This is a genomic window from Erysipelothrix inopinata (assembly GCF_014396165.1).
In the GTDB taxonomy this organism is placed as follows: Bacteria; Bacillota_I; Bacilli_A; order Erysipelotrichales; family Erysipelotrichaceae; genus Erysipelothrix; species Erysipelothrix inopinata.
Genome location: NZ_CP060715.1, coordinates 1 through 13,627, shown reverse-complemented (window position 1 = coordinate 13,627; position 13,627 = coordinate 1). Strand labels below are relative to the sequence as shown.

The following is a 13,627-nucleotide window of genomic DNA, read 5'->3' as shown; positions in this document are numbered from 1 at the left end:
GAAATTTACTGTGAAGAAGTAATTATGAAACATGAAGATAAGAATATTACTCATTTGGAAATAGTGGAAGATGGAGAATATGTAGATGTGAAATGGTCTACTGCTGCACAGAACTTTGACCGAATTCGTAGAATTACTGGGTATCTTGTTGGAACTTTAGATCGATTTAATGATGGAAAGCGTTCGGAAGAAAGAGACCGAGTTCATCATTCATAATAATTTGTGTCGTTGATAACATTATTTATGACTTTCATGACATATTGGATGTCATGAAGCATCAATGCGTTAGAATGTCATTGTCAGCTTACGATAGTTATCTCTTTAGACGCAAACATAAGAAAACATATCGAAGTAGTCGCCTTATGCGACTTTTTTTTTGCCTTGGTAACGGAAAAATGTATAATAGAGGCATAGGTGAGAATATGAAAACAAACTTTTTAATCAATGAGGTCGCAAAGCTCCATAACTTGAGCAAGAAGACTTTATTATACTACGACAGAATCGGACTCTTTATGCCAGATCACATCGATGAAGAAACAGGATATCGCTATTACGTACGAGAGCAATTTCCGTATTTAAAGCAGATTATTTACTTAAAGGATCTCGGATTTTCATTAACAGAAATTCAGGAACTACTGGGTGATCGACGATTTGAACCGTTAATTGACAAATTGAAAGAAAAACTCACAGAGGTTAATGTTGAAATAGCTCGAAATATGACTAAAAAGCATGACCTAGAGTACCTGTTGAAGTTCTATAAAGAGGCTGATTTAATCGATGAAAGGGATTTAAACCACCCAAGTATCAAGTTTTTTGAGGATCGTGTTGTAATGTATGAACTGTGCGAAAATGAGAATAGTGTGGTTGAAGTTATGTTAGCATACCGCAAGATGCTTCGTAATTTGAACGATATGAGCATATTTTCACAAATGCCTTATGGCACAATTTGTATGGAACCCACAGATTCTTCAGAGAACTATTTATCGAAAGTAGGTTCGTTTATCATGTTGTCATCCGATTTGGATGCACCACAAAAATGTACATTACCTGCAGGAAAGTACGCTTGTATGTACAAAAAAGGCGGTTATTACGACACAGTATCTTATCAAGTACTCCTTGATTGGTGTACAGAACATGGGTATAAACCTGTTGGAAATATCTGCGATTTTTGCATTGTTGACTACACATTTTCAAAATCAGACGAAACAATGATCCAAGAAATTCAGATAAGAATTGAATAAAGAATATTGCCTACTCCCTTAGGGTACCCTTTACCATAGTTGTGTAAGGGTTTTGACCTTTAGGAGGAAATATGAAAGATTTATCATTTAAAGACTTTACGAATAAAGTCTTAACAGGAATGAGCATTGGTATTGTTGTTGCATTGATACCTGGTGCACTTCTTGGAGAATTGGCTAAAGCGTTAAACTGGGAATTTGTAAGTCAACTTACAACAATCTCAACACGCTTATTAGCAGTTGTTATGGGGCTAACAATTGCAATGCAATTCAAACTTACACCGATTCAATCTGCAACATTAGCAATTACAACTGCAATTGGTTCGGGTGGTATTAAATTTATGGATGGCACACTTGTACTTGCGGGTATTGGTGATGTTATTAATGCTGGTATCACAGCAGCGATTGCTGTTTGGGTGATGTTGATGATTGGGAATCGTTTTAAAGCATATACGATTCTTCTTGTACCAACTATCGTTATTATTTTAGTTGGCCAACTTGGTTTAATTATGTTACCTTATGTTTCAGCATTTACCGGATTCATTGGTCAAATGGTTAATGCATTTACAAGCTTTACACCTGTTGTCGCTGGAATCTTAATTTCTATTACTTTCGCAATTATGATTGTATCACCAATTTCTACAGCGGGTGTTGCGATGGCTATCTCTCTTGCAGGTATTGGTTCGGGAGCTGCAAACCTAGGTATTTGTGCTGCTGGATTTGGTCTTGCAATTGCTGGATTTAAAGTTAATGGTGTTGGAACAAGTATTGCGCACTTCTTAGGATCACCTAAGATGCAAATGGCAAACATGATTAAGAAACCTAAAATGATGTTACCAATCGTTTTAAATGCTGCAGTATGTGGTGCATTCGCTGGAATTCTAACAATTGTTGGTACACCTGCAAGTGCTGGTTTCGGTATTAGTGGTCTTATTGGACCTATTAATCATTTAAACATTGTAGGTTATTCTGCTGGAAACTTATTGATTACAGTTCTCGTCTTTGTAGGCATCCCTGTAGTTATGGGATTTGTGTCATCATATTTATTTGACAATAAATTAAAACTTGTATCTGCTGAAGATTACAAAATCGATTTCAAATAGGAGGAAATAACATGAAATTAATCGCTTATGCAGTCCGTCCCGATGAAAAGGCGGCATTTGAAAAATATTCAGAATTATTAGGATTAGATATTACATTTGTTCAAGGTCAATTAGGAATGAGCAATGTTGATGAAGCAGCTGGATTTGAAGCTGTAACATTCTTAGGAAACTGTGACGCAAGCCGTCCAGTTCTTGAAAAACTACAAGGACATGGTGTTAAATACCTTGCTTCACGTAGTGCAGGATTTAACAATGTTGATATGGAAGCTGTTAAGGAACTCGGATTACGTTTCTCAAACGCTACATACTCACCAAGTTGTGTTGCTGACTTTACAGTTATGTTAATTCTTATGTCAATTCGTAACATGAAAACAATGATGAAACGTCTTGAAGCACATGATTACTCATTACCAGGATTACAAGGTAAAGAAATGCACAACTTAACATTTGGTGTTATCGGTACAGGACGTATCGGTGCAAATACTGCACGTAACCTGAGTGGTTTTGGTGGACGTATTATCGGATTTGATTTATATGAAAATGAATCACTTAAAGATATCCTAGAATATGTTGATCTCGATACACTTCTAAAAGAAGCAGATGTTATTACATTACACGCACCACTTCTTGACTCAACACACCACATTATTAATAGAGAAAATATTGCGAAAACAAAACAAGGTGTTGTTATCGTAAACTGTGCACGTGCAGAACTTGTTGACACAGATGCATTAATTGAAGGTATTGAATCAGGTCACATTGGAGCAGCAGCTCTTGATGTATTCCCAAATGAAATTGGTATTGTTCATACAGATAACCGTATGCGTACATACAGTAACCACCAATTAGCAATCCTTGAACGTCATAAAAATGTTATCGTAACACCACATACTGCATTCTATACAGATCAAGCAGTATCTGACATGGTAGAAGTTGCATTACGTTCATTAAAATCATTCGTAGAAACAAACGAAAGTCCAAACGAAATTAAATAATGACATATAAAAACCAAAGCATTGGAAATTTAATCTTCCGTGCTTTGGTTTTTTTTGTCTAAGCGTCAGCTAAAGTTGCGTTCTCAACAATGTGTTCTACAACTTTTTGAGTTAGGACTGTTCGTTTTAAGAATTGCTTTCCGTATTCTTCTTGATACTTCTCAGTAGTTCCTGCACCAAGATATGTTTCGATTTCTTCATCAGTTACTTTAATACCTGCATCCTCCGCAACTGCTTGAATAGCAAGAGAATAAATTGAGTTTTTCTTTAAATCATCTTCATGTTTTTCAATCAGTTCTTTACTTGATTCAACTTGTAAATATTCTTTGATGAATTCTTCAGTTGTCATTTCATAGCTCTTAGCATAGTTACTGTATACTGCGATCAAGGACTCTTCTTGATATTTCGCTACAGATTTAGGAATATCTTTTTTAACTTCAGAGTTTGCTAGAACTTCTTTTACATAATTTTCGATAGCTTCTTTTTGAATTTCAGTACGTATTCCTGTTTCTAATTCTTCTTTTGTATTCCAACCAAGTGATCCAAATTTTTCACTAATTAATGCATCGGTTACCTCGATTTTTTCATTTTCCGCTATAAAGTTTAATTTAGTTTCAAAATGAGCTTCTTTACCTTGAAGATCTGTGTTGCTTGGATATTCATCAGGGAATGAAACAACAATGTCCATTGTTTCTCCTGGAGTGTGCCCTATAATTTGTGTTAAGAAATCATCAATAAATTCTTGACTTCCCGCTGTAACTACAGCACCTTTACTTGAACCACCTTCGAATTCAACGCCATCCACTGAGCCAACAAAGTCAATATTAACTTTATCACCAGCAACGATAGCACGATCGGTTACTTCTTTGACACTTGATGAAAGGGAACTGAATGCATATTCAACTTGTTGTTGAACGAGTTCATCTGATACAGCATGGACTTCATAAGGAATCGTTAGATTCTTGAAGGGCTCTACATCAACATAATCTGTGGCAGTAACTTTCTTCCAATATCCGTTATCATCCAATCCATCACTTTGTGAGAATGTTTTTTTAGTACATCCACTCAAAGGTAATAAGAATAGAAGAACGAGCACAACAGGGTATAAAACCTTTTTATTCTTACGCATAATCTACCTAATCTTTCTATTTTTTATATCATTAACATTATACATGATAACACTTGAATATGACATTTGTGTGACAAATCCTATTATTCAGTTTTAAATAGACCCTCAATCATAGACACCTATAAAAATATTTTATAGGTAAAAATCATCTCTATTTTACAGAACTTCGATAGGATACTATAATGAAGTTGCAAAGATGAAAGCGCTAACATCATATATATGCAAACCGTGTACACAGAAAAAGTTTTGATTGTTTGTACTGTTTTTAGTTTACCTAAAATTAGAGAAAGGACATAGTATGACTAAAAAAATAGACTACAAGAAAATTGTAAAAGAATCAAATAAAGAGCAAGTTCCATTTCAAATAATGGACGAAACGGGGAAAATTGTTAATAAGGACTATATGCCTGAACTTACTGATGATCAATTAGTAGAGATGATGGAAATCATGGTTTGGGGTCGCGAATACAATAAACGTGTAAGTATCTTGAGCCGTCAAGGAATTGTTGGTAACTTACCACCTACTGAAGGGCAAGAAGCAAGTCAATTAATCTCACAATATGCCTTAGAACAAGGCGACTGGCTGTTGCCAACGTATCGTGATGTGCCTCCAATGATTCGTCATGGGGTAGAAACACGTAAAGCTATTAACTGGTATAACGGACATACGGATGGATTCAGCTATGATTCATCAATTAAATCATTCCCACCTCAAGTTATTATTGGAGCACAAATTATCCAAGCAGCAGGGGTTGGACTTGGATTAAAGTTAAATAATAAGAAAAATGTAGCCATGACATATATTGGAGATGGTGGTACATCACAAGGTGACTTCTACGAAGGAATTAACTTTGCGGGGGCTTACGATGCACCAGTTATCTTTATCGCTCAAAATAATGGATTTGGTATTTCGGTGCCACGTTCATTCCAAACACGTGCAAAAACACTTTCGCAAAAAGGTGTGGGTGTTGGGATTGCTCATCTGTTTGTAGATGGAATGGACCCATTCGCAGTCTATGCAGCAACACGTGCTGCTCGTGAATATGCTGTCGAAGGTAATGGACCAGTTCTTCTTGAATTCCTTACATTCCGCTATGGACCGCATACATTAAGTGATGATCCAAAACGTTATCGTGATGATGAAATGGTTGAGAAATGGCGTCCTAAAGATCAACTTATTCGAATGAGAAATTATCTTACAGATAAAGGTCTTTGGTCAGAAGAAAAAGAAGAAGCTATCATTGAAAAAACACAAGAAGAAGTGAAACAAGCAATGGAAGACTCACGTCATGTTCCAAAACAAACCGTATCAGGTTACTTGAAGAATATGTTTGAAGTCATGCCACCAGCACTGGAAGAACAGTATGAAATATATAAAGAAAAGGAGAATCAATAACAATGGCTAACAAAAATATGGTTGAAGCGATTACCGATGCGTTAGATGTAATGTTAGAACAAGATAATAAAACATTGATATTTGGTGAAGATGTTGGGAAAAACGGTGGTGTCTTTAGAGCTACTGATGGACTTCAAGCCAAACATGGCGATCAACGTGTTTTTGATACACCACTCGCTGAGTCAGGTATTTTAGGCCTTGCTATTGGTTTAGGTGTTGAAGGGTTCAGACCCATCCCAGAAATTCAATTCTTTGGATTCGTAACAGAAGCGATTGATTCACTTACAAACCAAATGGCACGTATGAGATATCGTACAGCCGGACAACTACACTGCCCAATCACATTAAGAAGTCCATTTGGTGGTGGTGTTGGAACACCTGAAATTCACTCAGATAGTTATGAAGGAATGATTGCACAAATGCCTGGTATTCGTGTTGTTGTTCCATCAAACCCTTATGACGCAAAAGGACTTTTAATTTCATCCATCAAGAGTAATGACCCTGTCGTATTCTTGGAACACTTAAAATTGTATCGTGGTGAAAAAATGGAAGTTCCTGAAGGTGTTTATGAAGTGCCTCTCGATAAATCAAATGTTGTTCGTGAAGGAAACGATATTACATTAATTGCTTATGGAGCAATGGTTAACGAAGCTAAAAAAGCTGCGGAAACTCTTGCTGCAGAAGGTATCGATGCTGAAGTTATTGACTTGCGTATCATCGCACCATTGGATATTGAAACACTGAGAGAGTCAGTTGCGAAAACAGGTAAAGTGATCGTAATTCAAGAAGCACAACGTCAAGCTGGAATTGCAAGCCACGTTATGTCAGAGCTAAGTGAACGCTTATTCTTAGAACTTGAAGCACCAGTAACTCGAGTAACAGCACCAGATACAACATATCCGTTACCACAAGCAGAAAGTATTTGGTTACCAAATGCAGAAGATATTGCTCAAACAGCACGTAATTTAACAGAAAATTATTAGGAGGACGTATGATCTATAAATTTAAACTACCCGATCTTGGAGAAGGAATTACCGAAAGTGAAATTGTCGCTTGGGACGTGAAAGTTGGAGATGTCGTTAAAGTTGATGATCCACTATTCGAAGTCCAAAATGACAAAACTACTATTGAAGTACCATCTCCTGTTGCAGGAGAGGTTAAGGCACTTTTAGTTGAGGAACATGAAGTGGCGAAAGTAGGACAAGTATTACTTGAAATTGAAGTTGAGGGAGCAGTCCCTGCTGATAAAGCTCAAAAAGCACCGGAACCTGAAGCAAAACCAGAAACACCAGCTGCAGTAGTTCCAGTTGCGAAACAAGAAAAACCAGCTCAAAAAGCAAAAGCAATTCCATCCGTTCGTAAATACGCACGCGAAAGAATGTAGATATTAATTTAGTTACAGCAACAGGTAAAAACAACACTGTAACGCGTGAAGATATTGATGGATATCTAAGTGGAGGCGATCCAGTCGTATCTGAAACACCTGTTGTAGAACAAACGACACCTACAAAGGCACCAGTTATCACAACAACTGGCGGAGAACGTCGTGAAAAGATGACACCAATTCGAAAAGCTACAATGCAAGCAATGGTTCATTCTACGTCAACCATCCCTCGTGTTACTGTATTTTCAAAACTTAATGCCACAGAACTTGTAGCACATCGTGAAGCATACAAAGAATATGCAAAAGAACATGATGTTCGACTTACTTATACTGCATACTTTGTAAAGGCTGCAGTAACGATGTTAAAACGTTACCCAATCTTTAATGCTTATGTTGATGAAAAAACTGACGAGATTGTATACCGAGATGCTATTAATATTGGTGTCGCAACCAATACATCTCAAGGACTTGTTGTTCCTAACATTAAGAATGCAGATCGTAAGAATCTCTTTGAAATTTCCAAGGAAATTGAAGAAAATGCACGTCTTGCTGAAGCAGGTAAATTACCTCGTGATAGCATGATGAACGGATCATTTACCATTACAAATGTGGGTGGATCATCAAAAGATGGTGTTTACTCAACTCCAATCATCAATGCACCTGAAGTAGGTATCCTTGGAACGGCTCGAATTGAAATGGATACATTCGTGAATGATGAACTCGCAATTGAAATTGCACCAATGATGAAATTATCATTTACCTTTGATCACCGTATTATCGATGGTGTCGAAGCACAACAAGCATTAGACACTTTAAAGCAAGTCTTATCAGATCCAAACAAGATTGTATTGGAGGGATAAAATATGGTAGTTGGAGATTTCGCAAAACATCTTGAGTGCGTGGTTGTTGGGAGTGGCCCTGGTGGCTATGTCGCAGCAATCCGCGCTGCCCAATTAGGGCAAAAAGTCACGATTGTTGAACGTGATGAGATTGGAGGAACATGCCTTAATGTAGGTTGTATTCCTTCAAAAGCCATGATTCATGTAAGTGAAAACTATCATCGTAGCCTTCAAGGCAACCCATACGGACTAAAACTTGGAAAACCAGAACTTGATATGAAATTGACTCAAGAATGGAAGAATACCCAAGTGGTGAAGCAACTAACGCAAGGAATACAGGCTTTACTAAGAAAAAATAAAGTTGAAATTGTAAAAGGTGAGGCACACTTTGTTGATAACAGCAAAATTCGTGTTGTTACCGAAGATGCAGGACAAACTTATACATTTGACACCTGTATTCTTGCGACAGGAAGTCATCCAATTCAAATTAAAGGTTTTAAATTTGGTGGTCGAATTCTTGATTCAACCGTAGTCTTGAACTTGGAACATATTCCAAAATCTCTCGCAATCGTTGGGGGAGGCTACATTGGATGTGAATTGGCTAATGTGTTCGCAAACTTAGGGACGAAGGTCACAATTCTTGAAGGTTCAAAACAAATCTTGCCAAACTTTTCAAAAGATTTAGTGAAATTTGTTGAGCAAGATTATGAATCAAAAGGTGTCACAATCAAAACAAATGTATTAGCTAAAGAAGCTAAAAACAATGAAAAATCAGTAACTGTCAGTTATGAATCAGATGGAAAAATTGAATCCATGGATGTTGACTATGTACTCGTTACTGTAGGACGTCGTCCGAATACGGATGATATTGGTCTTGAATATACAGATGTGAAAGTATCCGATCGTGGTTTAGTTGAAATTGATGATCAAGGTCGTACATCTGTAGAAACTATTTTCGCAATCGGTGATATTGTTCCTGGGGCAGCACTTGCTCATAAAGCATCTTATGAAGCAAAAGTGGTTGCAGAGGTTATCAATGGTCATGCTGCAGGATTTGACTACAGTGTTATTCCAGCAGTATGCTTCACATCACCTGAAATTGCAGTTGTAGGTCATAACTTACAACAAGCGAAGGAAGCTGGATACGATGCTAAAGCATACCAATTCCCTTATGCTGCAAACGGACGTGCACTTTCAATGAATGAAACACTTGGTTTTGTACGCATCATTACAGAAAAAGAATCAAATGCTGTAATTGGTGCAGAGATTGTTGGAGAACATGCAAGTGAGTTAATTGGAGAATTAACGATGGCTATCGAATCCAACCTTACAGTTGAAGACATTTCATTAATCATTCATACCCATCCAACACTTGGAGAAATGATAATGGATGTATCTGAATTAGCTCTTGGATTACCAATACACATATAGGAGAAGGGACTATGAAAAACAAAATATTCGAAAAAGGATTCGGAATGAAAATTCTGAATGGTGTTGCAGTAGGATCCGTAGTTGTGTTAATTCCTGGTGCATTACTTAATGAATTGTTTAAAGCATTATTACCTGTATTTCCGCAAGGTCAGTTTGTCTTAAATGCAACGGCACTTGCGATGACCATGATGGGAGTTGCAGTTGGGGTAGCAATTTCAATGATGTTTAAGTTTACACCAATTCAAACAGTTTCGGTTGCTATGGCGACTGGAATGGGATCGGGTGCTTGGAAACTTACAGCTGACGGTTTCTTATTTAAAGGAAGTGGTGACATTATTAATATGACACTCACTGCCACAATAGCTGTAATTATGGTTCTATACTTTGGTAATCGATTTAAAGCGTATACCATGTTGCTTGTACCAACACTGATACTAATTGTTGCGGGTGGACTTGGTTTATTCTTATTACCATATGTTCAAAAAATTACCGGAGCCGTTGCTCAAGGAATCAGCTACTTACTTGACCTACAACCAATTGTAATGTCAGTACTCATGGCAATTATCTTTGCGATGATGATTGTATCACCACTATCCACAGTAGGTATCGCACTTGCTGTAAACCTAGCAGGTGTTGGATCAGGTGCTGCAAACGTCGGTATCTGTGCTGCAGCATTCGGATTAGCTATTACAGGTTGGAAATCAAATGAAGTTGGTACAAACATTGCTTTAATTCTTGGATCACCAAAAATGGCAATGCCTAATGTAATCAAGCAACCTAAGATTATGATGCCTATCCTTGCTAATGCCGCTGTAAGTGGACTTGTATGTGCTATCTTAGGACAACAAGGAACACCAATGTCAGCTGGATTTGGAATTAGTGGACTTATTGGACCGGTAAATGCTATTAACTTAGCAGGTGGCTGGACATTCCCTAATATCCTTCGTGCAACAATCACATTTGTGGTAGTACCAGTAGCGCTCGCATTCTTATTCCGCTATGTCTTTGTTAATATGAAGAAAATGGTTAAATCTGAAGACTATTTCATTGATGTACAGTAGAGGTGACTATGAAGAATTTTGTTGAACTGGAAGCTGTACTCGTTAGAAATAAAATAACAAAAAAGAAACTTGCATTAGTTTGTGCTCATGAAGCCAGTGCCTTGCTTGCAGTTGATAATGTCGCAAAGCGTGGTTATATTGAACCCATTCTCATTGGAGATAAAAAGGAAATTGAGACACTAATGGTAGACAGCGAACTTCATACCGCTTATACAATTATTGACCAACAGGATCCCGTTAAAGCAGCACAGATAGCAGTTGAGATGGCTCGTAAGGGTGAGGTTGAACTCATTATGAAAGGTTTTATTCAAACGAGTGACTTATTGAAAGCTGTGGTCAACAAAGAAACAGGGATTCGTGAACAAAAAGTTCTCTCCCATGTTGCTTTAACAGAAATTCCCCATCGCAATGCTATGTACTTTGTCAGTGATGGAGGTATGATTCCTTATCCAACTTATGAACAAAAAATTGGGATCATTGAAAATACAATATCTGTAGCTCATGCTATCGGTATTGAAGTTCCAAAAGTAGCACTACTTGATGCTGCAGAACATACCAATCCAAGAATTCCATCATCATTTGAGTCCGAAAAATTAGCACAACTTGAATGGGAAAATGCCATTCTTGAAGGACCTATCTCTTTAGATCTTGCTATTTCTAAAGAAGCAGTGGATGTGAAACAGTACAAAGGGAAGATTCAAGGGGACGCGAATATCCTAATTGTTCCAGATATTATAAGTGGTAATATTCTTGGAAAAGCCGGAACATTACTCACTGATGGTAAGATGGCAGGCATCATTCAAGGTGCTAAAGTTCCTATTATCCTGACATCACGAGGGTCGATGGAAGATGAAAAAATTAATTCAATATTACTTTCTTGTTTTATCGCTGAAAGGAATAAAAAAATATGACTCTAATTTTAAGTATTAATCCTGGAGCAACATCAACAAAATTTGCCTTATTTGATAAATATGTTGAATTGTTTCAAGATGAAGTTCAGTACACAAAAGAACAAATTGCTCAGTACCCAACCATGAAAGATCAATTGGAGGATCGTTACCAATCGATCTATGATGTACTGGTAGCAAAAGGATATGATCCAACAGAAATTAATATTGCCGTAGGACGTGGTGGTATTTTACCACCCGTTGACGCAGGAGCAATTGCGGTAACACCAGAGTTGATTGATTACTTGTTAAACGACTCTGAAGTCATTCATCCTGCAAACCTAGGAGCTTCGATTGCTCAAAAATTTGTTGATCAAGCTAAGGATTGTGTCGCTTACATTTATGATCCAATTTCAGTAGACCAATTTGGTCCTCTCGCAAGACCTTCTGGTCTTAAAGGAATGGATCGTAAGAGTATTGGTCATATGTTAAACTCAAGGGCCGCTGCGATTAATTATGCTTCTGAGATTGGCCGTCCATATCAAGAACTAAATCTAATTGTCGTTCATGCAGGAAGTGGTATTACTGTTTCAGCTCATGAGAAGGGAAGAATGGTTGATATCGTTTCCGATGATGAGGGAGCATTCTCTCCTGAAAGAAGTGGCGGATTACCGTTACGACTCTTTATGAATCTATGCTATAATGAAGACAAAGAAAGCGTTATCAAGAAAATGAGACACGTCGGTGGATTGGTTTCATATCTTGATACCAATGATGTCAGAATTATTGAACAACGAATTGAGCAAGGTGATGAAGAAGCTGCTTATATCTTAGAAGCAATGGCTTATCAAATCTCAAAATCGATTGCAAGTCTCAGTCCTGTACTTCATGGAAAGATTGATGGCATTGTAATTAGTGGCGGATTTGCGCGATCCAAACGCATTATGGATTGGATCACAGAACGGACTGAGTTTTTGGGTCCCATCATCGTGTATCCTCGCGAATTTGAACTTGAAGCACTCGCATTCGGAGGATATCGTGCCTATTCCAAAGAAGAACCGGTACAGATTTTCAAAAGATAACGAGGATCGTCTATGGATGTAAAGGATTTAAAATACTATGTTACAGTCGTTGAGGCCGGAAGTTTTTCTTCCGCCTCACGACTTTTGCACGTTACCCAACCTGCTTTGAGTTGGAGTATCAAACAGCTAGAGGAAGAACTAGGAATACAATTACTAGAGCGTTATAATCATGGCATTGAAATGACACCAAGTGGGCAAATTCTCTATGAAGGAAGTAAAGAAGTTCTTGAAAATTTTGCACGTCTTGAAAGATCGCTTAAAACTGAAACAGAACTTTATCGTCGAGAAATTCGCTTTGGTCTCACGACACTCTCCTCGATTAACTACATGGATGCTTTCGAAAGTTTTAGAAAAAAGTATAAACAATATGATCTAATCTTCGTCCAAAGAGGTTCCAAAGAAATTCAAAGTATGTTGATCCAAGGTGAAATTGATATGGCTCTGATATCCCAACCTGTATATTTTCCAAAACTTGAGACTAATGCTAATTACTTAAAAGGATACTATTATGATGTTGGAGTGGTGGTATCACACCGCAATCCGCTTTTTAATCGCACAGAGCTAACTCTTGAAGATTTAAAAGATTGTGAGTTTTCTATGGTGACGAAAGATTATGCCGTAGGTAATGAAATACCAAATCGCTGTCGCAAGCTGGGATTTGAACCTAATATTGTCTACCAAAATGAAAACTGGGAAGTAGTTGTGGAGCATGTTGCTGCTTATGATTCTGTCAGTGTACTCCCTTACGAATTTAGTAATGTTCTAAAACGAAATGATATCAAGTGGATTAAATTGAAGGATCATGATGTTTCAAGGTTCTACTTGCAATTAGTCACGACCTTTGATCTTAATAATAAACCTGAACACCTTCTATACTGGCGTGTCTATAATGAACTGATGGCATTTTCTCAGAATCCCTTAGATCATTATATTTAATGATATTTTATGACATAAACTCAAGGTTTCGTAACATTTAAACCGACTTAAGAAATAAAATTGATAGAATGTGTTTGTCATCCAAACATATAATAAATGGATGTTTAAAAAGGTCGTACATCCCCTCACGACCTTTTTTTATATCT

The 13,627-nt window shown here is 37.3% G+C and carries 13 protein-coding genes and 1 pseudogene; 13 read left to right on the top strand and 1 reads right to left on the bottom strand.

Translation table 11 applies throughout. The features are described 5' to 3' along the window. Window positions 1-114 precede the first annotated feature (114 nt). The 4 genes and pseudogenes from nrdD to H9L01_RS00050 form a co-directional block, all read left to right on the top strand. Window positions 115-216: pseudogene (gene nrdD / locus H9L01_RS10950) on the top strand (anaerobic ribonucleoside-triphosphate reductase); the annotation flags it as partial. A gap of 206 nt (window positions 217-422) precedes the next feature. Beyond that, on the top strand, window positions 423-1,241 hold the full coding sequence (locus tag H9L01_RS00060; protein ID WP_187533935.1) for a MerR family transcriptional regulator: 819 nt from the start codon (window positions 423-425) through the stop codon (window positions 1,239-1,241). A 71-nt stretch (window positions 1,242-1,312) separates the two neighbouring features. Then, the gene (locus H9L01_RS00055; protein WP_187533934.1) at window positions 1,313-2,341 is read left to right on the top strand and encodes a PTS sugar transporter subunit IIC; all 1,029 of its coding nucleotides are present in this window, start codon (window positions 1,313-1,315) and stop codon (window positions 2,339-2,341) included. Between the two features lie 11 nt (window positions 2,342-2,352). Beyond that, a complete protein-coding gene (locus H9L01_RS00050) occupies window positions 2,353-3,336 on the top strand; it encodes a D-isomer specific 2-hydroxyacid dehydrogenase family protein (RefSeq protein ID WP_187533933.1) in 984 nt (327 codons plus the stop codon). A 58-nt stretch (window positions 3,337-3,394) separates the two neighbouring features. On the opposite strand, the gene H9L01_RS00045 is transcribed toward H9L01_RS00050, so the two are convergent. Next, window positions 3,395-4,465: an FKBP-type peptidyl-prolyl cis-trans isomerase gene (locus H9L01_RS00045; RefSeq protein WP_187533932.1), complete on the bottom strand. Its 1,071-nt coding sequence runs from the start codon at window positions 4,463-4,465 to the stop codon at window positions 3,395-3,397. A 298-nt stretch (window positions 4,466-4,763) separates the two neighbouring features. Between H9L01_RS00045 and pdhA the strand changes: the two genes are divergently transcribed. The 9 genes from pdhA to H9L01_RS00005 all read left to right on the top strand — a co-directional run bounded on the left by pdhA (window position 4,764) and on the right by H9L01_RS00005 (window position 13,481). After that, the gene (gene pdhA / locus H9L01_RS00040) at window positions 4,764-5,861 is read left to right on the top strand and encodes a pyruvate dehydrogenase (acetyl-transferring) E1 component subunit alpha (RefSeq protein ID WP_187533931.1); all 1,098 of its coding nucleotides are present in this window, start codon (window positions 4,764-4,766) and stop codon (window positions 5,859-5,861) included. A gap of 2 nt (window positions 5,862-5,863) precedes the next feature. Then, complete coding sequence (locus H9L01_RS00035) at window positions 5,864-6,844, top strand: alpha-ketoacid dehydrogenase subunit beta (RefSeq protein WP_187533930.1); 981 nt, start codon at window positions 5,864-5,866, stop codon at window positions 6,842-6,844. An 8-nt stretch (window positions 6,845-6,852) separates the two neighbouring features. Continuing rightward, a complete protein-coding gene (locus tag H9L01_RS10725; protein WP_246449069.1) occupies window positions 6,853-7,245 on the top strand; it encodes a biotin/lipoyl-containing protein in 393 nt (130 codons plus the stop codon). 170 nt (window positions 7,246-7,415) lie between these two features. Continuing rightward, window positions 7,416-8,105, top strand: coding sequence for a 2-oxo acid dehydrogenase subunit E2 (locus H9L01_RS10720; RefSeq protein WP_246449067.1), 690 nt, complete (start codon window positions 7,416-7,418; stop codon window positions 8,103-8,105). A gap of 3 nt (window positions 8,106-8,108) precedes the next feature. After that, window positions 8,109-9,515, top strand: a complete 1,407-nt coding sequence (gene lpdA, locus H9L01_RS00025; RefSeq protein ID WP_187533929.1) for a dihydrolipoyl dehydrogenase — start codon at window positions 8,109-8,111, stop codon at window positions 9,513-9,515. 11 nt (window positions 9,516-9,526) lie between these two features. Next, window positions 9,527-10,576 carry a PTS sugar transporter subunit IIC gene (locus H9L01_RS00020; protein WP_187533928.1) on the top strand — a complete coding sequence of 350 codons (1,050 nt, stop codon included), beginning with the start codon at window positions 9,527-9,529 and terminating at the stop codon, window positions 10,574-10,576. Window positions 10,577-10,584: 8 nt separating this feature from the next. After that, complete coding sequence (locus tag H9L01_RS00015; protein ID WP_187533927.1) at window positions 10,585-11,487, top strand: phosphate acyltransferase; 903 nt, start codon at window positions 10,585-10,587, stop codon at window positions 11,485-11,487. Further along, window positions 11,484-12,545: a butyrate kinase gene (gene buk / locus H9L01_RS00010; RefSeq protein WP_187533926.1), complete on the top strand. Its 1,062-nt coding sequence runs from the start codon at window positions 11,484-11,486 to the stop codon at window positions 12,543-12,545. The genes H9L01_RS00015 and buk overlap by 4 nt, the downstream gene beginning before the upstream one ends. Window positions 12,546-12,557: 12 nt before the next feature. Further along, complete coding sequence (locus tag H9L01_RS00005) at window positions 12,558-13,481, top strand: LysR family transcriptional regulator (protein WP_187533925.1); 924 nt, start codon at window positions 12,558-12,560, stop codon at window positions 13,479-13,481. Window positions 13,482-13,627 lie beyond the last annotated feature (146 nt).

Coding starts and splice junctions, on each gene's coding strand:
- H9L01_RS00035 (WP_187533930.1), top strand. CDS start 5,864: ATGGCTAACAAAAATATGGTTGAAGCGATTACCGATGCGTTAGATGTA.
- H9L01_RS00045 (WP_187533932.1), bottom strand. CDS start 4,465: ATGCGTAAGAATAAAAAGGTTTTATACCCTGTTGTGCTCGTTCTTCTA.
- H9L01_RS00020 (WP_187533928.1), top strand. CDS start 9,527: ATGAAAAACAAAATATTCGAAAAAGGATTCGGAATGAAAATTCTGAAT.
- H9L01_RS10720 (WP_246449067.1), top strand. CDS start 7,416: ATGACACCAATTCGAAAAGCTACAATGCAAGCAATGGTTCATTCTACG.
- H9L01_RS00005 (WP_187533925.1), top strand. CDS start 12,558: ATGGATGTAAAGGATTTAAAATACTATGTTACAGTCGTTGAGGCCGGA.
- buk (WP_187533926.1), top strand. CDS start 11,484: ATGACTCTAATTTTAAGTATTAATCCTGGAGCAACATCAACAAAATTT.
- lpdA (WP_187533929.1), top strand. CDS start 8,109: ATGGTAGTTGGAGATTTCGCAAAACATCTTGAGTGCGTGGTTGTTGGG.
- H9L01_RS10725 (WP_246449069.1), top strand. CDS start 6,853: ATGATCTATAAATTTAAACTACCCGATCTTGGAGAAGGAATTACCGAA.
- H9L01_RS00055 (WP_187533934.1), top strand. CDS start 1,313: ATGAAAGATTTATCATTTAAAGACTTTACGAATAAAGTCTTAACAGGA.
- pdhA (WP_187533931.1), top strand. CDS start 4,764: ATGACTAAAAAAATAGACTACAAGAAAATTGTAAAAGAATCAAATAAA.
- H9L01_RS00015 (WP_187533927.1), top strand. CDS start 10,585: ATGAAGAATTTTGTTGAACTGGAAGCTGTACTCGTTAGAAATAAAATA.
- H9L01_RS00060 (WP_187533935.1), top strand. CDS start 423: ATGAAAACAAACTTTTTAATCAATGAGGTCGCAAAGCTCCATAACTTG.
- H9L01_RS00050 (WP_187533933.1), top strand. CDS start 2,353: ATGAAATTAATCGCTTATGCAGTCCGTCCCGATGAAAAGGCGGCATTT.